The sequence below is a fragment of the Mycobacterium sp. P4_H6 genome, assembly GCF_056400845.1.
Genome location: NZ_JBFUKN010000061.1, coordinates 15,106 through 36,213 on the forward strand (window position 1 = coordinate 15,106; position 21,108 = coordinate 36,213).

The following is a 21,108-nucleotide window of genomic DNA, read 5'->3' on the forward strand; positions in this document are numbered from 1 at the left end:
TGGCAGGCTGGGTGAGCGATGACCAGACATGCTGAAGAGACCGCGAGACCTCTGGTGATGCTGCTCGGGTCCGGTGAGGTGAGTCGTGAACTGACGCTGTCCTTTCAGCGTCTCGGCGCGGCCGTCGTCGCCGTCGATCGCTACGCCGACGCACCGGCACACCGGGTCGCGGATCGCAGCGCGGTGGTGCGGATGAACGACCCCGATGCCCTGACCGCCGCGGTCGAGGGGGAGCGCCCCGACTACATCGTCGTGGAGGCGGGTGTGGTCGCCACCGATGCACTGGGCGCACTGTCCGAACGCATCGAGGTCTTCCCCGCGCCGCGCGCCACGCGGCTGAGCCTGGACCGCGAGGGCCTGCGCCGCCTGGCCGCCGACGAACTCGGCCTGCCCACCGCCCCGTTCTGGTTCGCCGGTTCGGCCAAGGAACTGGCCGCCGTCGCCGAGCACGCCGGATTCCCGCTGGCGGTCACCCCGGTCGCCGGCGCCCCGGGCGAGGGCCGCTCGGTGCTGCTGCGCACCGAGGATGTCGAGCCGGCCTGGAACCGGGCCATCGCGGCGGGCCACCTCACCACGCCCAACCGGGTGATGGCCGAGACGGTGGTCGACGTCGACGACGAGGTCACCCTGCTGACCGTGCGCACCAGCGGCCCGACGGGGCCGGCGGTGCACTTCTGCGAGCCGATCGGGCATCGCGTCGCCCAGGACGGCACGCTGGCGACCTGGCAGCCCCACCGGCTCAGCCCGGCCGCCCTCGATGCTGCCAAGTCGATCGCGGCCCGCATCGTGAACTCACTCGGCGGGCGCGGGGTGTTCGCGGTGGAATTGCTGGTGCGCGGCGATGAGGTCTACTTCTCCACGGTCCGCCCGCGGCCCGTCGACAACGCGTTCCTCACCGTGCGGACCCAGCGGCTCTCCGAGTTCGACCTGCACGCCCGGGCGATCCTGGGCCTGACGGTCGACACCATCATGATCTCGCCCGGCGCCGCAGAGATCGGCTACGCCGGCGGCGAGACATCTGCGCCTTCCGAATCCGACATCGTCGGGGTGCTCTCCGAGGCGCTCGCGGTGGCCGAGAGCGATGTGCTGCTGTTCGACCGGCTCGACGAGACCGATGGCAGGCACCGGCTGGGTGCCGCGATCGCCACGGCTCCCGACGTCACGGTGGCCAGGGACCGTGCGCAGCGCACCGCGGTGTCGCTGCGTAGGCTCTGGCAGTCGTGAGCGACGCACCCGACGATCAGGACCGGCCGACCGCGACACCGTTCCTGCTGGCCCTGGTCATCATCGTGGTTGTGATCACCGGGATTTTTGTGGTCAACCGCGGTGACGGTGACGGAGACCCCGAACAGATCGGGCGGGTCGTGGTCGCCCAGAACGATGCGCTCCAGAGGCAGGACTACGCGGCTTTCCTGGCGAGCACCTGCGCCGAACAGCACGGCACCGAGGACGAGGTGCTCACCCGGCAACGGGATTCAGCGGCCCAGCGTGGGGAGCGGTACGTCGACGGCGCGAGCAACGTCGAGGTCGATGGCGACAAGGCCACCGCCACCGTCAGGTATCACTTCGGCGAGAACGAGGAGACCGAGGCCACCGTGGACATGTCCTTCGTGCGTGAGGACGGCAGCTGGAAGGTGTGCTCGGTTGGACCGGCCTAGCCGTTACGGTATTGGGGTGTCATCATCCGAGAGTCCGGGCTACGCCGGAGACATCACGCCAGAGCAGGCATGGGAGCTGCTGTCCGCCAATCCCGAAGCCGTGCTCGTCGATTGTCGTACCGAAGCCGAGTGGCGTTTCGTGGGCGTTCCCGACCTGAGCTCACTGCGCCGCGATGTCGTCTACGTGGAGTGGACCAAGACCGACGGCTCCCACAATGACAACTTCGTCGATGATCTCGGCAAGGCCGGTATCGCCCCCGGGCAGCGCGCGGTGGTGTTCCTGTGCAGGTCCGGCAATCGGTCCATCGGTTCGGCCATCACCGCCACCGAGGCGGGCATCGGCCCGTCCTACAACGTGCTCGACGGGTTCGAGGGCAACCTCGACGCCGACGGCCACCGCGGCGCGACCGGGTGGAAAGCGGTCGGCCTGCCCTGGACGCAGTCATGACCAGCCCCGATGAGCAGGTGCCGTCGGTCCGGATTCCCACACCGCTGCCCGACGGCGTCAGCCAGGCCACGATCGGGGTGCGCGGCGGCTTGCTGCGGTCCGGTTTCGAGGAGACCGCCGAGGCGCTGTACCTGACCTCGGGCTACGTGTACTCCTCGGCCGGTGATGCGGAGAAGGCGTTCACCGGCGAGATCGACCGGTACGTCTACTCCCGGTACGGCAACCCGACCATCTCGATGTTCGAGGAGCGCCTGCGCCTCATCGAGGATGCGCCCGCCGCATTCGCCACCGCCACCGGTATGGCCGCGGTGTTCACCTCGCTGGGCGCGCTGCTGGGTGCCGGTGACCGGCTGGTCGCCGCCCGCAGCCTGTTCGGTTCGTGTTTCGTGGTGTGTAACGAGATCCTGCCGCGTTGGGGTGTGGAAACCGTCTTCGTCGACGGCGACGACCTGTCGCAGTGGGAAGAGGCGCTCAGCAAGCCCACCCAGGCGGTGTTCTTCGAGACCCCGTCCAACCCGATGCAGTCACTGGTCGATATCGCGGCGGTGTCCGAGCTGGCGCACGCGGCCGGCGCAAAAGTGGTGCTGGACAATGTCTTCGCCACGCCGTTGCTGCAGCAGGGTATCCCGCTCGGAGCTGACGTGGTGGTCTACTCCGGCACCAAACACATCGACGGCCAGGGCCGCGTGCTGGGCGGGGCGATCCTCGGCGACAAGGAGTACATCGACGGACCGGTGCAGAAGCTGATGCGCCACACCGGTCCGGCGATCAGTGCCTTCAACGCCTGGACCTTGCTCAAAGGTCTTGAGACGCTTGCGGTCCGGGTGGACTACTCGAACCGCTCGGCGCACCGGGTCGCCGAGTTCCTGGAGCAGCAGGCCGAAGTGAACTGGGTGAAATACCCCTTCCTGGAATCACATCCGCAGTTCGACCTGGCGAAGCGGCAGATGCGCGGCGGCGGGACGGTCGTCACTTTCGAGCTCGATGGTGGCAAGGACCGCGCCTTCGAGGTGCTCGACAAGCTGAATATCATCGACATTTCCAACAACCTCGGTGACGCCAAATCGTTGATCACCCACCCGGCCACCACCACCCACCGGGCGATGGGCCCGGAGGGTCGCGCGGCGATCGGGCTGGGCGACGGCGTGGTGCGGATCTCGGTCGGCCTGGAAGGCACCGAGGACCTGCTCGCCGACCTGGACCAGGCGCTGAGCTGAGCTGTGTCCAAGCGTGGAGATGCCAAGAAGGCGCGCCGTAAGAAGCGGCAGGGGGCCGCTCGGGTTCCTGCGGTGATCATGGACCAACTGGCCGCCATCCCGGACGGGATCGTCGCCGATCTGGCCGAGTTCGACGAACGGATCACCGCCCGGGACTGGACCTTCGACGAAGAACAGTCCGATGACGATTACGCGGTGTGGTTCTTCGAACCGTCCGGTGCGGAGGTCGACGACGGTCTGCCGGTGACCTCGCTGTGGCTGGATGCCGCCGAGGACGGTGCGATCGTGCGGGTGGTGCTGGTCGGCACCACCACCCAGCACCCGTTCACCCATACCCAGCTGTTCGAGCACCTGGCAGCCATCGAGACGTACCGGAACGGTGACCCGGTCCCGGAGTTCGGCTAGGGTCTCTCACCCATGACCCTCGTCGCGGGAATCGACTCCTCCACGCAGTCCTGCAAGGTGCTGGTCTGCGACGCCGAGACCGGTCAGATTCTGCGCGAGGGCCGCGACCGCCATCCCGGCGGCACCGAGATCGACCCTGCCGCATGGGAATCCGCCGCCGACACGGCGATCGCGTCGGCCGGTGGGCTGCAGGACGTGGCAGCGGTGTCGGTCGGCGCCCAGCAGCACGGCATGGTGTGCCTGGACGCCGACGGGCAGGTGGTGCGAAACGCGCTGCTGTGGAACGACACCAGATCGGCGGGCGCGGCGGCCGACCTGGTGTCCGAACTGGGCGCGGCAGCCTGGGCCGAGCGGGTCGGGGTGGTCCCGCTGGCCGCGATCACGGTGGCGAAGCTGCGCTGGCTGGCCGACAACGAACCGGCCAACGCGGACYGCACCGGCACCGTCTGCCTGCCCCATGACTGGCTGAGCTGGCGACTGCGCGGTGAGACCAATCCGGCCTCGGTGTTCACCGACCGCAGCGATGCCAGCGGCACCGGATACTTCGACGCCGCCCGCGATGCCTACGACACCGATCTGCTGGAACTGGCGCTGCGCGGCCGAGCACCCGCATTGCCCCGGGTGCTGGCGCCGGGGGACGCCGTCGCGGCGGGAGACGCCGTGTTCGGCGCGGGGCTGGGCGACAATGCCGCCGCCGCACTGGGTCTGGGTGCGGTCGAGGGTGATGTCATCGTGTCCATCGGCACCTCGGGGGTGGTTTCGGCCATCGCCGGGGCCCCGGCCCGCGACACCGGCGGCTTCGTCGCCGGGTTCGCCGAYGGCACCGGCCGTCACCTGCCGCTGGTGTGCACCCTCAACGGGGCGCCGGTGCTCGACGCCGCGGCCGCCCTGCTGCGCGTCGATCACGACGAGCTGTCCCGGCTGGCGCTGTCGGCGCCGGCGGGCAGCGAGGGGCTGGTCATGGTGCCCTACCTGGAGGGGGAGCGGACCCCGAACCGGCCCGCTGCCACCGGGGCGATCCACGGGGTGCGGGTGGGCAATGCCACCGCCGCGAATCTGGCGCGGGCCGCGGTCGAGGGCCTGTTGTGCGCACTGGCCGACGGCCTCGATCACCTCACGTCGCTCGGTGTGCCCGCTCGGCGGATCCTGCTGGTCGGCGGCGGCGCCAAGTCGGCGGCGTTGCGCGAGATCGCCCCGACCGTGTTCGGTGTGCCGGTGTACGTCCCGGAAGCCGCCGAGTATGTGGCGCTCGGCGCGGCACGTCAGGCCGCATGGGCGCTGACCGGCACACTGCCGGAATGGGATTCGGCGCCCGCGCGGCGCCACGAGGCGGCCGCCGTGCCCGCGGTGCGGCGCCGCTACGCCGATGTCCGCGATCTCACCGAGGGCTGTCGTGAGTGACCTGACGTTGCGGCAGCTGCGCTACTTCGCCGTCCTCGGTGAGGAGCTGAACTACCGTCGCGCGGCCGAGCGCCTGTTCATCACCCAGCCGGCGCTGTCCACCGCGATCAAACAGCTCGAACAGGCCTTCGGCGTGGTGCTGTTCAACCGCAACACCCGCGAGGTCGCGCTCACCGATCTCGGTGCGGCGTGGTTGCCGCAGGTGCAGCAGGCGCTCTCCGGGATCGACGCGGTGGTGGCCAATCTGGTCACCCTGTCGGGCACCCGGCAGGGCCGGCTGCGGCTGGGTTACCTCATCGGCACCGGTGCCGATCTGCTGTTCCGCGTCGTGCGGCATTTCGAGGCCGCCTACCCGGATGTCAGCGTCGAACCCATCGAGTTCGATTTCGCCGACCCGACCGCCGGCCTGGCCGCCGGCACCACCGAGGTCGCCCTGATCCGCCCGCCGGTCGACCTGCCCGAGCACCGCATGCTGGTGCTCGACTCGGAATCCTGGGTGGCCTGCCTGCCCCGGGACCATGCGCTGGCGGGCCGCCACGAGGTCGAGATCGCCGAACTGCTCGACGACCCGATCGTCTGCGCGCCGCTGACCGCCGGACCGTGGCGGGACTACTGGATGGCGATGGACGCCCGCGGGAACCGGCCACCGACCATCGCGGCGGTCGCGGCCACCTACGAGGCCGAGACCACCTGCATCGCCCGCGGCCTGGGCATCAGCTTCACCACTTCGTCGGTGGCCCGGTTCTATGACCGGCCCGGGATCGTCTACGTGCCGATCGTCGATCGCCCGCCCAGCCATGTCGCGCTGGCCTGGCATCCCGGCACGCTGAGCCCGCAGGCGGATGCCCTGATCAGGCATGTCCAGCAGAATTGGGGATTCGATGACGGCGACGAAACTCCGCTCGACCAGCACTGATAAATATTGGCTATCAGAAGATCAAAAGATGGAACTTCCGGTGACCGCCCGGTGGCGATTGTCTGTCATCAGACATCTCACCCCTGCTCCGACCTGGAGATCCCATGACCGACACCCCGGTACGACCCACTGATACATCGGCGTCCGCTTTGAATGCCGAAGATTCCAAGCTCGCCGAGCTGGGCTACACCCAGAAGCTGGACCGCTCGGTCGGCACGCTGGCCTCCTTCGCCATCGGCTTCGCAACCATCAGCGCCACCACCGCGGTGTTCACCGGCTTCGGTGCCGGTTACTTCACCGCGGGCGCGCCGTTCGTGTGGACGCTGCTGCTCGCCGGCGCTGTGTTCGCGCTGTGGACCTTCATCGCGGCGGACCTGACCGCGAAGCTGCCGCTGGCCGGCTATTCCTACCAGTGGATCAGCCGGATCAACGGGCCGAACCTGGCCTGGTTCACCGGTTTCATCGCCCTGATGGGGTGGGTGTGCGGGATGACCGGTGTCGGCTTCATCCTGTCCGGCTACCTGGGCGGGCTGTTCGGCTGGACCATGACGCAGACGACGCAGATCCTGCTGGCCATCGCCGTGGTGTTCGTCTGCGTGCTGATCAACATCTACGGTGTCCGGTTCGCCACCATGGTCAACAACATCGGCGTCAGCCTGGAACTGGTCATCACCGTCGGCGCCACCGCGCTCATCGCCATCATCGCGTTCTCCGCGCCCGAGAACCACCAACCGATCTCGGTGCTGTTCACCGGCGGAGAAGCGGGCGACAAGGACTCCTACATGCTGGCCTGGCTGGCCGCCGCGCTCGGTCCGTTCTTCGGGCTCATCGGCGTCGAGTCCGGCGCCGACGTCGCCGAGGAGACCAAGGACGCCCGCCGGGTCGTGCCCAAGACGATGTTCTACGCCCTGGTCACCTCGATCGTGATCGAGCTGCTGATGTACATCGTCTACGTTCTCGCCATCAAGGATCCGGCTGCGGTGGAGGCGAACTCGGGCGCACCGATCGAGGAGATCATCACCCAGCAGGCCGGCCCCGTCGTCACCAAGATCATCGTCGCCATCGCGCTGACGAACATCCTGGCCTGCCTGCTGGCCAACATCCTGGTCGCCACCCGGCTGACCTACTCGATGGCTCGCGACAACATGCTGCCGTTCTCCCATGTGTGGCGCCATGTTTCGCCCACCCGCAAGACGCCGACCTACTCGATCATCGGCCTGGGCTGCCTGTCGACCCTGCTGCTGCTCTCGGCGATCGTCAACGAGAAGGCGTTCAACTACATCATCGGCATCGCGTCGCTGCTGTTCTTCTTCGTCTACATCCTGCAGACCATCGGGCTGCTGGTCGGCTACCGCAAGGGCACCATCCCGGCCGCTGACCCCGGCACCTTCGACCTGGGCCGGTTCCGGCTGCCGATCTACATCACCGCGCTGGTCGTATTCCTCAGCGTCGCCGTGACACTGCTGTTCCTGCCGCAGTTCACCAACAACAAATGGGTGTTCCTCGGTGTCGTGGTGATCGCCGCGATCTGGTGGGCCACCGGCCTGAAGGCCCGCCTCGCCCGGGGTGAAGCCGGCGTGGCATACGCCAAGAGCCACAACGTCTAATAGCCACAACGTCTAATTCGCAAAAGGAAATTCACATGACCGCAACAGATATCGGCACCTCCAACCTGGTTGCCGTCGAGCCCGGCGCCGCCATCCGCGAAGCCACCCCGCAAGGTTCGGTGATCCAGTACAGCGACTACGAACTGGACACCTCCAGCCCGTTCGCCGGTGGCGTCGCCTGGATCGAGGGCGAGTACATGCCGGCCGAAGAGGCCAAGATCTCGATCTTCGACACCGGGTTCGGGCATTCCGATCTGACCTACACGGTGGCACACGTCTGGCACGGCAACATCTTCCGGTTGGGCGATCACCTGGACCGTCTGCTCGACGGTTCACGCAAGCTGCGCCTCGACGCCGGCATGAGCAAGGACGAGCTCGCCGAGATCACCAAAAAGTGCGTCTCGCTGTCACAGCTGCGGGAATCCTTCGTCAACCTCACCGTGACGCGCGGCTACGGAAAACGCAAGGGCGAGAAGGACCTCTCCAAGCTGACCCACCAGGTGTACATCTACGCCATTCCCTACCTGTGGGCCTTCCCGCCCGCCGAGCAGATCTTCGGCACCACCGCCATCGTGCCGCGCCACGTCCGCCGCGCCGGGCGCAACACCGTCGACCCCACCATCAAGAACTACCAGTGGGGCGATCTGACCGCGGCCAGCTTCGAGGCCAAGGACCGCGGTGCCCGCACCGCGAYCCTGCTGGACTCCGACAACTGCGTCGCCGAGGGCCCCGGGTTCAACGTCTGCATCGTCAAGGACGGCAAACTGGCATCCCCGTCGCGAAATGCGTTGCCCGGCATCACCCGCAAGACGGTGTTCGAGCTGGCCGACCAGATGGGCATCGAGGCCACCCTGCGCGATGTCACCAGCCGTGAGCTCTACGACGCCGACGAGTTGATGGCGGTCACCACCGCCGGCGGTGTCACCCCGATCAACAGCCTCGACGGTGAGGCGATTGGCAACGGTGAGCCCGGCCCGATGACGGTCGCGATCCGGGACCGGTTCTGGGCGTTGATGGATGAGCCGTCGCCGCTGATCGAAGCGATCGAGTACTGAGCCCGGAAGCGGTCATCGACCTGTCGGCGATCGCCCACAACGTCGGTGTGCTGCAGGACCGCTCCGGTGCCGAGGTGATCGCCGTGGTCAAGGCCGACGGCTACGGCCACGGCGCCGTGGAGGTGGCCCGCGCCGCGCTGGCGGCCGGGGCCGTCGAGCTCGGGGTGGCCACCGTCGGCGAGGCACTGGCGCTGCGGGCCGGCGGCATCATCGCCCCGGTGATCGCCTGGCTGCACACGCCGTCAACGGATTTCGCCGCGGCCATCGCTGCCGGGATCGAGGTGGTGGTCGCTGCCCGATATCAGTGGGAACGCGTCGTTGCTGCCGCACGACAGTTGGGACAGCAGGCCACCGTCGGCGTCAAGATCGACACCGGTCTGGGGCGCAACGGCTTCACGCTCGCCGATTGGCAGGAGGTACGTGCCCGCTTGGTCGATGACGCCGTCAGGCTGCGCACGGTGATGTGTCATCTCGCCTTCGGCGACGAGCCGGGCCACCCGCTCAATGCCGCACAGGCCGTCGGCCTGGATGACTGCATCGCCGATCTGCGTCGTCTCGGCCTGCATCCGGATCGGGTGCATATCGCGAATTCTGCGGCGGCACTGACCGATCGGGGGCTGTCTCGGGATTTCGTGCGTACCGGCATCGCGCTCTACGGGTGCAGCCCGGTGCCGCAACTCGGTGATTTCGGGCTGGTGCCGGCGATGACCTTCACCGCGGAGGTGGCGATGATCAAGAAGATCGCCACCGGCCAGGGTATTTCGTACAACCATCGCTGGGTTGCCCGCCAGGACACCACCGTTGCGGTGCTGGCCTGTGGGTACGCCGACGGGGTGCCCCGCGCGCTCAGTGACGGGCTGCCGGTCCAGATCAACGGACGGCGCTTCGCGGGTGTCGGGCGGATCTGCATGGACCAGCTGGTGGTGGACCTCGGCCACGACGGCGGTGGCGTGACCGAGGGAGATCATGCGGTGCTGTTCGGCGGCGACGGTGCCAGCGCTCACGACTGGGCGCAGGCGACCGGCACCATCGACTACGAGATCCTGACCGGGATCGGCGGGCGGACCCGCCGCCGCTACTTGCCGTCGGACTCGATGACACCCTGCGCGGCCCGCGCGCGGTCCTCGTAGCTCTTGCGCTTGGCGGTATCGACTTCGAGGAACACCCGGTCCAGGCCGAGCGCCTTGTTCATGGCCCGGCGGCCCTTGGGCGGCAGCATCTGGGCGGCCTGCGCGGTGAACCGCAGCGGCGGCGGCACCGACACATGGGTCTTGGGCTTGTCGAGCGTCTTGACGATCGCGGCGGCGATCTCTTCCGGCTCGACGGGCTTGATCGCACCGCCGGACTTGGTGCCGGAGATCAGCTCGGTGTTGGTGAACGGCGGCATGATCACCGAGACGTTGACGCCGTGCGGCGCCATCTCGTCGGCCAGCGCGGTGGTCAGGCCGACCACCGCGTACTTGGCGCCGACATAGACCACCTGGCCGGGCAGCGGGATCAGGCCGGACAGCGAGGCGATGTTGATGATGTGGCCGCTGCGGCGGCGAACCATGTCCGGCAGTGCGAGCTGGCAGCCGGTGAGCACGCCGTAGACGTTGACCTCCAGCGAGGACCGGACCGACTGCTCGGTCTCCTCCAGGAACGGGCCGACCGGCATCACGCCCGCGTTGTTGATCAGCACGTCGATGTGGCCGCCACCGTCGGTGCGGGCCTTGTCCAGGAACGTTTCGAAGGACTGCCGGTCGGTGACGTCGAGGGGGTAGCCGGAGACCTGCCCGAGCTTGGTGAGGTCCACGACGGCGGATTCCTGCAGTGCGACGTCACGGTCGCCGATGACGACCCGGGCCCCACGTGCCAGCAGGGCCTTGGCGGTGGCATAACCGATACCGCGGGCAGCTCCGGTGATCGCGATGGTCTTGCCGCTGATGTTGTCCATGGCGGCGAACTTTACACGTGTCAAGTTTTTTGCGAAAGTGGCCTCAGGGAGTGAGCCACAGGTCGACACCCTCGGTGCCGAACAGGTGCAGCAGGGTGCTCCACATCTGATCGCCGACGGCCCCCTTGACGTGGCGGTATGACGTCATGACGAACCGGAATCCGCCGTCCTCGGGGGTGCCGAAGCCGCCGCGCAGACAGTCGRCCAGCGCGTCCAGGTTCGACCCGAAATAGCCGCCGTCACCGTTGACCGCGCGACCGATCTCGGCGTAGAAGTCCGGCGGCGATGAGATCCGTGCGCCGTCGATCCGGTAGGTCTTCATGCAACTCCGATCTGGCAGAAGGATTCGTAGTGATCGTCGGTGTAGTAGAAGTCCGGCGGGTCGCCGCCGGCGACGATGCGACGCGTCCCGCGGTGATGCAGTCCCGGTGTCGGCACGGTGTACTCGCGGTAGTAGCCCCGCTCGTGCTCGGGTAGGCGGCCCTCGTAGTTGCCGAAGGTGGTCCCGTCATTGCGGGGATGCGGAAAGGGCCCTCCGGCCTCGATGAGGTCCACGGTGGCCGCGACCTCCGGGGGCAGGCGGGCCAAGGAACATTCGTCCGCCGGTATGCAGCCGGCGATCAGCCCACACAACAGTGCGGTCGCCATCGCCATGCGCATGGGTCAAGACGCTAGCAACCTGCGCCTATTTTCGATCATGCTGAGCTGATACCCCCGCCCGGAATGCGGGACGGCTGGGCACGTTAGACATTCACGTGATGGTAGGAGCATTGGTGGAATCTCTGAGCTTCGTCGCCGTGGGCCAGGCCGACCCGCTGGCGGAGCCGCTGCTCGCCGAACTGACCATCGAATACTCGCAGCGCTACGGCGGTACCGCAGCCGGCGTGGCGGCCTGGTTGCGTGGTCATCCGGCCGAGGAGTTCGCCGCACCACACGGTGCACTGCTGATCGGGTTGCTCGGCGACGAACCCGTCACCGGCGGGGCGTTCCAGCGCTTCGACGCCGACACCGCCGAACTCAAACGGATCTGGACCCACAGCGGGTACCGGCAGCGTGGCTACGCCAAGGCACTGCTGGTGGCGCTGGAAGCAGTGATCGCCGAACGCGGCTACCGGCGCATCTACCTGACCACCGGGGATCGCCAGCCCGAGGCGGAGGCGCTCTACGAATCGGCCGGCTACACCCGCCTGGCCGAACCGCTGCCCGCCGAGGGCGACATCTACCCGATCGCATTCGAGAAGGTACTGACATGAGCGTTCCACTTTCCGTGCTGGATCTCGCCCCGCTCAGCGCGGGCAGTGACGCCCCTGCGGCGTTGCGCAACACCGTGGACCTCGCCCAGCACGCCGAGCAGTGGGGCTACCGCCGCTACTGGGTGGCCGAACATCACTATGTCGCGGTGGCCAGTGCGTCACCGGCGGTGCTGATCGGTCAGATCGCCGCCGCCACCAAGACCATTCATGTCGGCGCGGCCGCGGTGCAGCTCGGCCACACCACCGCCATCGCGGTGGTGGAGAGCTTCGCGACCCTGGATGCCTTCCACCCGGGACGCATCGACCTCGGGGTGGGCCGTTCGGGGCAGCGCCGCACCGAGGCGATCCGGGAGACGCCGCGCGAGCCGAGGCCGCCACGGGAGTGGCACGAGGTCGACGGTGTCGTGGTGCCCGCCCCGTTCGACCTGTCGGCACTGATGCGCAACCCGCGTCTGAAGGCGACGATGACGACGCTGCAGCAACCCGACGCCGTCGCACCGGATTTCGGTGATCAGGTCGCCGATATCCTGGACCTGCTCAACGGCACGTACCGGGTGGACGGATTCGAGGCGCACGCCACTCCCGGCGAGGGCACCGCATTGCGGCCGTGGGTGTTCGGCAGCAGCAGGGGGCAGAGCGCACGAGTCGCCGGTGCGCAGGGATTACCGTTCGTCGCCGCCTATCACATCGCACCGGCCACCGCGCTGGAAGCGATCGAGGCCTACCGCAACGCCTTTCAGCCCTCGGAGGCGTTGGCCGAACCCTACGTGGTGGTGTCGGCGGACGTGCTCGCCGCCGATGACCACGCGACCGCGCAGCATCTGGCCGCAAGCTTCGGGCACTGGGTGCATTCGATCCGGGCCGGCGGCGGCGCCGCGCCGTATCCCGATCCGGACGGCGTGTCACCACTGAGCGATGAGCAGCGTGAGCTCGTGAAGGACCGCATCGCAACGCAATTCGTGGGCGACGCCGGCGAGGTGGCGCAGCGGCTGTCGGACCTGCAGCGGGTCACCGACGCCGACGAACTGGTCATCACGTCGGTGGCGTACCGGCACGAGGATCGGTTGCGCTCCCATGAGCTGGTCGCCAAGGCCTGGACGGCCTCGTAGTCTGAGGCGGTGTCACTCGCCACCGTGGGCCTCCTGATCCTGGCCGCCGCGCTGTTCACGGCGCTACTGGGCATCGGTGTGCGCACGCTTGTCGGCCGCAACAGCGAGGTTCCCGCCGTGCGGCGAACGGTGATCCGACTGCGCGGCAATGCGGCGGGCCGGGTGCTGTTCGGCCCGTCGGAGAACGACGCCCTGGACAGCGAGGAACTCGACCAGATGATCCTGCTGCCCACCATCGTGCTGGTGTGCGGTCTGGTGGTGACCGCGGTCTTCCTGTTCGGTTACGAGCTCATCGGCTAGCCGCGTCCGCGGCGTCCCGGATCGGACCGTGCCACACCGGACCGTGCCCGGGCAGCAGCACCTCGGTGTCCAGCATGCCCAGGGCGGCCAGGCTGCGCACACAGCCGTCCTGATCGTGGTTGAACAGGCCCGGCAGCAGCTGCGGGCCGCGCCGGGAGCTCACCGGGTGCCCGGTGATCAGCGCGTCCCCGGCCACCAGCACCCCGTCGACCAGATAGGAGCAGTGGCCGCCGGTGTGCCCCGGCGTCGGAACGGCGATCGGGGTGCCGGGCAGCGTCGCGGCGATGTTCTCGTCGAACGCCTCGGCCGTCGGGATGCCCTCATGGGTCAGACCGCCCTTGCGGACCAGCGCCAGCGACCAGGCGAGGTAGCGCGGCTGCCAGGCGCGGGTGAGCACATCCACCGGCGATGCCTGCTCCAGGTACTGCCGCTTCGCGTGCCCGACCTCGGTGGCGTGCGTATACACCGGTGTGCCATGGGTTTTCGCGAACCAGATGGCCGATCCGAGGTGGTCCACGTGAGCGTGGGTCAGCAGGATGGCCCGCACGTCGCCGGGGCCGAATCCGAGCTCGCGCACCGAGTCGAGGACCTCCTCGCGGCTACCCGGATACCCGGCGTCGATCAGGATGACGCCGTCGTCGTCGGTCACCAGCGTCCAGTTCACCAGGTCGGTCTGGACGAAGTAGACGGAGTCGGTGATGCGGTGCAGGGCTGCCGGCATGCCCGCGAGTGTAGGTCCGGAGGGCAGGAGCGAAGCGACAGGGGAAATGGAGACGGAGTAAAAAGGAACCGTGGCTGAACTCAAATTGGGATACAAGGCGTCGGCGGAACAGTTCGCCCCGCGTGAGCTCGTCGAACTGGCCGTGGAGGCCGAGGCGCACGGCATGGACAGTGCGACCGTCAGTGATCATTTCCAGCCCTGGCGCCACGAGGGCGGCCATGCCCCGTTCTCGCTGGCCTGGATGACCGCCGTCGGTGAGCGCACGCAGCGGCTGATCCTGGGCACCTCGGTGCTCACCCCGACCTTCCGCTACAACCCGGCGGTCATCGCGCAGGCCTTCGCGACCATGGGCTGCCTGTACCCGGACCGGATCTTCCTCGGTGTGGGCACCGGTGAAGCACTCAACGAGATCGCCACCGGATACGAGGGCGAATGGCCGGAGTTCAAGGAGCGCTACGCCCGGCTGCGTGAATCGGTGCGGCTGATGCGCGAGCTGTGGCTCGGTGACCGCGTCGACTTCGAGGGTGAGTACTACAAGACCAAGGGCGCCTCGATCTACGACGTCCCCGAGGGCGGTATCCCGATCTACATCGCCGCCGGTGGGCCGCAGGTCGCCAAGTACGCCGGGCGCGCCGGTGACGGTTTCATCTGCACCTCCGGCAAGGGGGAGGAGCTCTACAAGGAGAAGCTCATCCCGGCCATGCGCGAGGGCGCGGAGGCGGCGGACAAGAACCCCGATGACATCGACCGGATGATCGAGATCAAGATCTCCTACGACACCGACCCGGAGGCCGCGCTGGAGAACACCCGGTTCTGGGCGCCGCTGTCGCTGACCGCCGAGCAGAAGCATTCGATCGACGACCCGCTGGAGATGGAAAAGGCCGCCGACGAGCTGCCCATCGAGCAGGTGGCCAAGCGCTGGATCGTCGCGTCGGATCCCGATGAGGCCGTCGCCAAGGTCAAGGACTACGTGGATTGGGGCCTGAACCACCTGGTGTTCCACGCGCCCGGCCATGACCAGCGCCGCTTCCTGGAGCTGTTCAAGCGGGATCTGGAACCACGGTTGCGGAAACTGGGCTGACACCACCGCCATTGCTGGTCGCGGTCAACCGGACCCGGTCGGCGCGGAACAGGTCGTAGGCGAACTCGAACGGGCGCCCGCTGTTGTCCCGCGTCACCCGGGTGATGGCCAGCAGCGGTTTGCGGTGCGCGATCGCGAGCCAGGTGGCTTCCCGCGGGCTCGCGCTGACCACCTCGATGGTTTCGGTGGTGCTGGCGGGCTCCAGTCCGTACCGCTGCCGCAACAGTTCGTACAGCGATCCGCCGAGCGGCTGGGCCAGCAGATCGGCGGCATGTGCGGCGACGAAACAGGACAGGTCCACCGACAGCGGTACCCCGTCGGCGTATCGCAACCGGCGGATCACGATGACCGGGGTGTCCTCCGGGACCTCCAGGGCAACCGACTCGGCGAGGGTGGCCGGTCTGCTATCGGTGCCAAGGACTTTCGTGTCGCTGGTGTGGCCACCGCTGTGCAGCCGGGCGGGTAGCCCCACCTGCTCGGCGGCGTTGCGCTGCACCACATCTGCGCGAATGAAGGTGCCGCCGGCGCGACCGGTGCGGCGCTCCAGCACTCCGGCCTGGCTCAGCGGCAGCAGTGCGCTGCGCAGCGTTGCACGCGACACGGCGAACTGCTCGGCCATCTCCCGTTCGGTGCCCAGCCGAGAACCCGGGCGCAGTGCACCGCTGGACAGCATGGACAGAATCCGCCGGCGCACATCTTCTGCTACCGCTCCCCCCGCCGATTCCATGATCAGGTGGCTATCGCGTCCAACGACTCGGGCAACACCTGGCCTCCATCGACGGCGATGGCCTGGCCGGTGATGTAGGCGGCTTCTCTGGTGGCCAGGAACGCCGCGAGATGACCGATGTCCTCCGGTGTGCCCAGGGCGCCGGCCGGAATCGACCGCGCCATGCTGGCGATGTAGTCCTCCCCGTTTTCCAGCAGGCCTTCGGTGAGGATGTTGCCGGGCAGCACGGCGTTGACGGTGATCCCCTTGGGCGCCAACTCGATTGCGGCGGTGCGCATGAATCCGAGCTGTGCGGCCTTGGTGGCGCCGTAGTGGGACCAACCGGGGTAACCGGTGATCGGCCCGGTGATCGACGACGTCAGGATCACCCGCCCGGTGCCGGACGCGATCAGCGCGTCCAGGCAGGCCTGCACCGCGTAGAACGTGCCGTTGACGTTGACGCCCATGATCTCGTTGAGCTGCTCGGGCGTCATGGTGGCAAGTGGAGCGTCGGGAAAGATTCCGGCATTGGCGCACAACACATCCAGGCCGCCGAAGGCCTCGACGGCGGTGGCGGCCATCTCGGTACAGGACTGCCGGTCGCTCACGTCGGCGCGCACCCCGATCACCGTGCCGTCACCCAGCTCGTCCAGGGCGGCCACCGCCTCGTCGAGACCGGTTGCCGTCCGCGCCGCGATCGCGACATTCGCGCCGGCGCGGGCGAATACCGTGGCGATACCGCGGCCGATCCCCTTACTGCCGCCGGTCACCAGAACCGAGCGGGACTGCAGGTCGAACATGTGTCTCCTCAACGTAACCAGGTGCGATCGGCGAGATACCGCTCGGACAGGCGGGCGGTCCCGACGGCGTATCCGGGACCGATGGCTTTGGCGGCGTCGGCGTCCGCGTGCGAGGCGATCCACGCGGTGAGCTGGATCCGGCGCAGCATGACGAAGGTGGGGATGAGCGCCAGGTGCTCGTCGGGCAGCGCGCGCACCTTCAGGTAGCCGCGCAGCCATTCGGCCACGATGCGCTCGGCCTCGGGGGTGTCCTCGATCCAGGACACCACCGCGCCCAGGTCGGCCAGATTCCAACCCCACCCGGAGTCGTCGAAGTCGATCACGGTGATCCCCGCCGACGGTGCGGCCGGATCGACCATCAGGTTCGCCAGCCGCAGATCGGCATGGATCAGGCCGAATCTGTCTGATTCGGTGCCGAATTCGGACAGCTGTTCGGTGATGTGGTGCGCTGCGCGCATGATGGCGGACCGGTCCGTGTCGGCCAGTCCGGGTGCCTCGCGCCAGTCACCCCAGCGGGCGCCGGGGCCGAGGATGTCGTCGAGGTCCCAGCGGAAGCGGGTGAAGTCGGACGGCGCGGCCCAGTCCTGCACATGATCGTGCATGATCGCGGTCAGCTCGCCGAGTTCGGCGAACCCGACCGCGTGCGGAACCTCCTCGGCGGTACAGCCCGAAATCAGGGTGACGGCGTCGACGTGCAGGTCGCGGCCGTCCACGGAGGCGGTGACCACATCGAGGCCTGAGGTCGAGCGCACCAGCTCGGGGGTCTTGACCACGGTGTCGTGGCGCAACGCGGCCATCCAGGCGAGTTCGGAGCGGATGCCGTCGAGGGAGTGATAGCCCGGCCGGTGCACGCGCAGGACGATCGGATCGTCATCGCACACCTGGTAGGTGGCGTTCTCGGACAGGCTGAGCAGCCGCAGGGGGGTATCGAGGTCGCGGCCATAGGCGGACAGTGCCGCCCGGGCGAAGCACGCATGGTCGGCAGGCAATCCCGGCATTCGATCAGTGTGGGCCAATTGTCGGGCCAAAGCAGACCAAATCGACGATTTTAACGGCGGCGTTGCAATACGCTCAGGTTGGAAACACTGCCGAAACACAGCCAATTGACAGCTTAAATCTCCAGTTGACCAACGAATCTGAGCGAGGTAACAATTGCCGGCGTCGTCTTTCGTCATCGGCATCGGGGCCGACGGCACTTCGAAACCAGACCAAATATCGGTCTGGGATATGCCCTCAGATTGGGATGCAATGAGCGAGATCATCGATCCACCGGCCCCCACGGGTGCCAACCCCATCCAACGTCTCAAACCGAATGCGGTCGGGCTGTGGGGTGTGCTGTTCATGGCGGTCGCCACCGCGGCGCCCATCACCGCGATGGTCGGCAACGTGCCCATCGCGGTCGGCTTCGGTAACGGCGCCAACGCGCCCGCCGGTTATTTCGTCGCCACCATCGTGCTGACGCTGTTCGCCATCGGCTACGCCGCGATGAGCAAGCACATCACCGCCACCGGCGCCTTCTACGGGTACATCTCCCACGGCCTGGGGCGCATCGTCGGACTGGGCGCCGGCTTCCTCACGGCGTTGGCGTACATGGTGTTCGAGGCGTCGCTGATCGGGATCTTCTCGTTCTTCGGCACCGACCTGTTCTCGTCGCTGTTCGGCGTAGACGTGCCGTGGCTGGTGTTCGCGCTGGTGATGCTCGCCGTCAACGCCCTGCTCACCTACTTCGACATCAATCTGGCCGCCAAGGTGCTCGGGGTCTTCCTCGTCACCGAGATCGTCATGCTGGCCGCGATGGCGCTGTCGGTGTTGTTCACCGGCGGCGGTCCGCAGGGCTGGTCCTGGGGATCACTGAACCCGCTCAACGGTTTTCAGAGCCTGTCGGGCGTCGTCGAGGGTGCCGACGGTTCCACGATGGCCGTCGTCGGGTCCGCCGGTGTCGGCCTGTTCTTCGCGTTCTGGTCCTGGGTCGGTTTCGAGTCCAGCGCCATGTACGGCGAGGAGTCGCGCAACCCCAAGAAGATCATCCCCATCGCCGTCATCAGCTCCGTGATCGGCATCGGCGCGTTCTACGTGGTGGTGTCCTGGCTCGCGATCGTCGGTACCGGACCGGAGAATGCCATTGCGCTGGCACAGGATTCGGCCACGGCGGGCAACATCTTCTTCAACCCGGTGCAGGACAACCTCGGGCAGTGGGCGGTCGATCTGTTCAAGATCCTGCTGATGACAGGTTCGTTCGCCTGCGGCCTGGCATTCCACAACTGTGCCGCCCGCTACCTGTACGCCCTGGGCCGGGAGGATGTCATCCCCGGTATGCGTAAGACCATCGGTGCCACCCACCGGGTGCACGGCTCACCGCACATCGCCGGCTTCGTGCAGACCGGTTTCGCCTTCCTGGTCGTGATCTTCTTCGAGCTCACCCACCGTGACCCCTACACCGGTCTGTACGGTCTGATGGCCCTGCTGGGTACCACGGCGATCATGATCGTCCAGGCGCTCGCCGCGTTCTCGGTGATCGCGTACTTCCATGTGCAGAAACGTCATCCGGAGACCGCCAACTGGTTCACCACCTTCCTGGCGCCGCTGCTGGGCGGCCTCGGGATGGTGTACGTGGTCTACCTGCTGGCCAAGAACGCGTCGTTCGCGGCGGGCACGGCGGCCACCGACTGGATCTTCGCCGCCATCCCGTGGGTCGTCGGCATCGTCGGCATCGGCGGTGTGCTGCTTGCGGTGTTCCTGAAGTTCAAAGATCCGCAGCGGTATGGCGAACTGGGCCGTACCGTTCTGGAAGAAGCCCACGAGCGCTGACGGGAATCATGCCTTTCTCCAACATCATGGATTCCAACAGCTATCAGGGTGGTCAGCTGGATGACCCCCTGATAGCTGCCCGTGACCGGGTCCTGGGTCCCGCGTACCGGCTGTTCTATGACAAGCCGGTGCATCTGGTGCGGGGATTCGGCACGAAGCTCTACGACGCCGAGGGCAATGACTACCTCGACGCCTACAACAACGTCGCCAGCGTCGGGCACTGCCACCCGCACGTGATCGATTCGGTGACAAGGCAGTTGAGCACCCTCAACACTCACACCCGGTACCTGCACGAGGGCATCGTCGACTACTCGCAGCGGCTGCTGTCCACCATGCCAGACGCCATCGATCAGGTGATGTACGCCTGCACCGGTTCCGAGGTCAACGATCTCGCGCTGCGGGTCGCGGCGATGCACACCGGCGCCACCGGCGTGATCGTCACGGAAGAGGCCTACCACGGCAATACCGAAGCGGTGACGGCGATCTCGCCCTCGATCGGAGGGCGCACCGTGCTGGGGCGCCATGTGCGCACGGTGTCACCGCGGCTGGAGCGCGCCGAGATCGCCGCGGCGATCTCCGACCTGCAGGACAGCGGTTTCGGCGTGAGCGCGCTGATCGTCGACACCATTTTCTCCTCCGACGGCATCTACCCGGACCCGTTGGTGCTGGCGCCGGCGGTGGCGGCGGTCCGGGCCGCCGGCGGGGTGCTGATCGCCGATGAGGTGCAACCGGGATTCGGCCGCACCGGCGCGGGAATGTGGGGCTTCAYCCGACACGGTGTGGTGCCCGACCTGGTGACCATGGGTAAGCCGATGGCCAACGGGCTGCCGGTGGCCGCCATGGCGGCCCGCGGTGATGTACTCGCCGGCTTCGCCACCAGTGTGCCGTACTTCAACACCTTCGGGGGCAACCCGGTGTCGATGGCGGCCGCGGCCGCCGTCCTGGACGTCATCGAACGCGAACGCCTGATCGCCAATGCCGCCACCGTGGGTGGCGACCTGCGTGCCGAGGTGGCCCGGCTGGCGGCCGGCCATCGCCGCATCGGGCAGGTGCGCGGTGCCGGGCTGTACCTCGGGGTGGAGGTGCTCGACGATGCCGGCCTGCCGGATCGCGCGACGGCACGGTGGATCGTGAACGCCATGCGGGAACGGCGGGTGCTGATATCGGTGTGCGGTGGGGACGGCAATGTCCTCAAGATCAGGCCGCCGATGGTGTTCTCGATGTCCGACGTGGACCGCTTCGTTGCCGAACTCGGTGAGGTGCTGGCAAGCTTGGCCGAGTGACCRCGCATGCTGCTTCGGCCATCTACATAGCGTCACCCGAGGGTGACACCGGAAAATCCACCATCGCACTGGGCATTCTGCACAAGCTGGCTGCCACCGTCGCCAGGGTCGCGGTGTTCCGGCCCATCACCCGACTGGAACATCGTGATTCTTCCCCGTCGCTTCGCTCGCCCCAGGATGACGCCGAGGGCGAACGCGACTACATCCTGGAACTGCTGCTGTCCCAGGCGACCGCCGGACTCTCCTACGAGGAATGCGCCGGTGTCAGCTACCAGCAGCTCCACGAGGACCCCGAGGCGGCCATCGCCGAGATCGTGGACCGCTTCCACCGGGTCGCCGACCGCTCCGATGCAGTCCTCATCGTCGGCAGCGACTACACCGATGTGGCGGCGCCCAGTGAACTG

General features: G+C 67.6%; 24 protein-coding genes. 17 read left to right on the forward strand and 7 right to left on the reverse strand.

Translation table 11 applies throughout. The annotated features are described in order from the left end of the window. Window positions 1–18: 18 nt before the first annotated feature. The 10 genes from purT to alr all read left to right on the forward strand — a co-directional run bounded on the left by purT (window position 19) and on the right by alr (window position 9,837). Window positions 19–1,224, forward strand: a complete 1,206-nt coding sequence (gene purT, locus AC1DTF_RS22295; protein WP_477475652.1) for a formate-dependent phosphoribosylglycinamide formyltransferase — start codon at window positions 19–21, stop codon at window positions 1,222–1,224. Beyond that, a complete protein-coding gene (locus AC1DTF_RS22300) occupies window positions 1,221–1,658 on the forward strand; it encodes an Rv0361 family membrane protein (protein ID WP_156409394.1) in 438 nt (145 codons plus the stop codon). Before purT ends, AC1DTF_RS22300 begins: the two co-directional genes overlap by 4 nt. A 16-nt stretch (window positions 1,659–1,674) precedes the next feature. Further along, window positions 1,675–2,106, forward strand: a complete 432-nt coding sequence (locus tag AC1DTF_RS22305) for a rhodanese-like domain-containing protein (RefSeq protein ID WP_057170251.1) — start codon at window positions 1,675–1,677, stop codon at window positions 2,104–2,106. After that, entirely contained in the window at window positions 2,103–3,323 is a 1,221-nt protein-coding gene (locus AC1DTF_RS22310; protein WP_477475653.1) for an O-succinylhomoserine sulfhydrylase, read from the forward strand. Before AC1DTF_RS22305 ends, AC1DTF_RS22310 begins: the two co-directional genes overlap by 4 nt. Before the next feature lie 3 nt (window positions 3,324–3,326). Then, on the forward strand, window positions 3,327–3,728 hold the full coding sequence (locus tag AC1DTF_RS22315) for a hypothetical protein (protein ID WP_057170249.1): 402 nt from the start codon (window positions 3,327–3,329) through the stop codon (window positions 3,726–3,728). A 12-nt stretch (window positions 3,729–3,740) separates the two neighbouring features. After that, on the forward strand, window positions 3,741–5,129 hold the full coding sequence (xylB, locus tag AC1DTF_RS22320; RefSeq protein WP_477475654.1) for a xylulokinase: 1,389 nt from the start codon (window positions 3,741–3,743) through the stop codon (window positions 5,127–5,129). Continuing rightward, window positions 5,122–6,045, forward strand: a complete 924-nt coding sequence (locus AC1DTF_RS22325; RefSeq protein ID WP_235571565.1) for a LysR family transcriptional regulator — start codon at window positions 5,122–5,124, stop codon at window positions 6,043–6,045. Before xylB ends, AC1DTF_RS22325 begins: the two co-directional genes overlap by 8 nt. A gap of 104 nt (window positions 6,046–6,149) precedes the next feature. After that, window positions 6,150–7,652, forward strand: coding sequence for an APC family permease (locus AC1DTF_RS22330; protein ID WP_057170247.1), 1,503 nt, complete (start codon window positions 6,150–6,152; stop codon window positions 7,650–7,652). A 35-nt stretch (window positions 7,653–7,687) separates the two neighbouring features. Then, window positions 7,688–8,707, forward strand: a complete 1,020-nt coding sequence (locus tag AC1DTF_RS22335; RefSeq protein WP_477475655.1) for an aminotransferase class IV — start codon at window positions 7,688–7,690, stop codon at window positions 8,705–8,707. Then, window positions 8,704–9,837: an alanine racemase gene (alr, locus tag AC1DTF_RS22340; protein ID WP_477475664.1), complete on the forward strand. Its 1,134-nt coding sequence runs from the start codon at window positions 8,704–8,706 to the stop codon at window positions 9,835–9,837. The genes AC1DTF_RS22335 and alr overlap by 4 nt, the downstream gene beginning before the upstream one ends. Here alr and AC1DTF_RS22345 read toward each other — a convergent pair. Genes AC1DTF_RS22345 through AC1DTF_RS22355 form a run of 3 tightly spaced genes read right to left on the reverse strand, consistent with a single transcriptional unit; the run spans window position 9,783 to window position 11,297 of the window. After that, entirely contained in the window at window positions 9,783–10,643 is an 861-nt protein-coding gene (locus AC1DTF_RS22345) for an SDR family oxidoreductase (protein ID WP_057170244.1), read from the reverse strand. The genes alr and AC1DTF_RS22345 overlap by 55 nt on opposite strands. Before the next feature lie 43 nt (window positions 10,644–10,686). Continuing rightward, window positions 10,687–10,965, reverse strand: coding sequence for a barstar family protein (locus tag AC1DTF_RS22350; RefSeq protein ID WP_477475656.1), 279 nt, complete (start codon window positions 10,963–10,965; stop codon window positions 10,687–10,689). Beyond that, window positions 10,962–11,297, reverse strand: coding sequence for a guanyl-specific ribonuclease (locus AC1DTF_RS22355; protein WP_477475665.1), 336 nt, complete (start codon window positions 11,295–11,297; stop codon window positions 10,962–10,964). Before AC1DTF_RS22355 ends, AC1DTF_RS22350 begins: the two co-directional genes overlap by 4 nt. A 104-nt stretch (window positions 11,298–11,401) precedes the next feature. Between AC1DTF_RS22355 and AC1DTF_RS22360 the strand changes: the two genes are divergently transcribed. From AC1DTF_RS22360 to AC1DTF_RS22370, 3 genes are read left to right on the forward strand one after another with little or no spacing between them, the layout of a single operon-like run. Next, the gene (locus AC1DTF_RS22360; protein ID WP_477475657.1) at window positions 11,402–11,896 is read left to right on the forward strand and encodes a GNAT family N-acetyltransferase; all 495 of its coding nucleotides are present in this window, start codon (window positions 11,402–11,404) and stop codon (window positions 11,894–11,896) included. Next, window positions 11,893–13,005 carry an LLM class flavin-dependent oxidoreductase gene (locus AC1DTF_RS22365; protein ID WP_477475658.1) on the forward strand — a complete coding sequence of 371 codons (1,113 nt, stop codon included), beginning with the start codon at window positions 11,893–11,895 and terminating at the stop codon, window positions 13,003–13,005. Before AC1DTF_RS22360 ends, AC1DTF_RS22365 begins: the two co-directional genes overlap by 4 nt. Window positions 13,006–13,014: 9 nt before the next feature. Continuing rightward, window positions 13,015–13,305 (forward strand): hypothetical protein, encoded by a 291-nt coding sequence (locus AC1DTF_RS22370; protein WP_057170240.1) that lies wholly within the window; start codon window positions 13,015–13,017, stop codon window positions 13,303–13,305. Here AC1DTF_RS22370 and AC1DTF_RS22375 read toward each other — a convergent pair. Continuing rightward, a complete protein-coding gene (locus AC1DTF_RS22375) occupies window positions 13,295–14,026 on the reverse strand; it encodes an MBL fold metallo-hydrolase (RefSeq protein ID WP_477475659.1) in 732 nt (243 codons plus the stop codon). The two genes, AC1DTF_RS22370 and AC1DTF_RS22375, sit on opposite strands and share 11 nt — an antisense overlap. Window positions 14,027–14,096: 70 nt before the next feature. Between AC1DTF_RS22375 and fgd the strand changes: the two genes are divergently transcribed. Further along, window positions 14,097–15,107, forward strand: coding sequence for a glucose-6-phosphate dehydrogenase (coenzyme-F420) (fgd, locus tag AC1DTF_RS22380; protein WP_057170238.1), 1,011 nt, complete (start codon window positions 14,097–14,099; stop codon window positions 15,105–15,107). Here fgd and AC1DTF_RS22385 read toward each other — a convergent pair. Genes AC1DTF_RS22385 through AC1DTF_RS22395 form a run of 3 tightly spaced genes read right to left on the reverse strand, consistent with a single transcriptional unit; the run spans window position 15,067 to window position 17,611 of the window. Beyond that, a complete protein-coding gene (locus AC1DTF_RS22385) occupies window positions 15,067–15,837 on the reverse strand; it encodes a GntR family transcriptional regulator (protein WP_057170694.1) in 771 nt (256 codons plus the stop codon). The genes fgd and AC1DTF_RS22385 overlap by 41 nt on opposite strands. Beyond that, window positions 15,837–16,613: a 3-oxoacyl-ACP reductase FabG gene (fabG, locus tag AC1DTF_RS22390; RefSeq protein WP_057170237.1), complete on the reverse strand. Its 777-nt coding sequence runs from the start codon at window positions 16,611–16,613 to the stop codon at window positions 15,837–15,839. The genes AC1DTF_RS22385 and fabG overlap by 1 nt, the downstream gene beginning before the upstream one ends. An 8-nt stretch (window positions 16,614–16,621) precedes the next feature. Next, a complete protein-coding gene (locus AC1DTF_RS22395; protein WP_477475660.1) occupies window positions 16,622–17,611 on the reverse strand; it encodes a phosphotransferase enzyme family protein in 990 nt (329 codons plus the stop codon). A 250-nt stretch (window positions 17,612–17,861) separates the two neighbouring features. Here AC1DTF_RS22395 and AC1DTF_RS22400 point away from each other — a divergent pair, with 250 nt between their 5' ends. The 3 genes from AC1DTF_RS22400 to AC1DTF_RS22410 all read left to right on the forward strand — a co-directional run. After that, a complete protein-coding gene (locus AC1DTF_RS22400; RefSeq protein ID WP_057170235.1) occupies window positions 17,862–19,421 on the forward strand; it encodes an APC family permease in 1,560 nt (519 codons plus the stop codon). An 8-nt stretch (window positions 19,422–19,429) separates the two neighbouring features. Next, window positions 19,430–20,704, forward strand: a complete 1,275-nt coding sequence (locus AC1DTF_RS22405; protein ID WP_477475661.1) for an aspartate aminotransferase family protein — start codon at window positions 19,430–19,432, stop codon at window positions 20,702–20,704. Beyond that, window positions 20,701–21,108, forward strand: a 408-nt coding sequence (locus AC1DTF_RS22410) for an AAA family ATPase (protein ID WP_477475662.1), incomplete at its 3' end; no start/stop codon positions are given. The genes AC1DTF_RS22405 and AC1DTF_RS22410, both read left to right, overlap by 4 nt.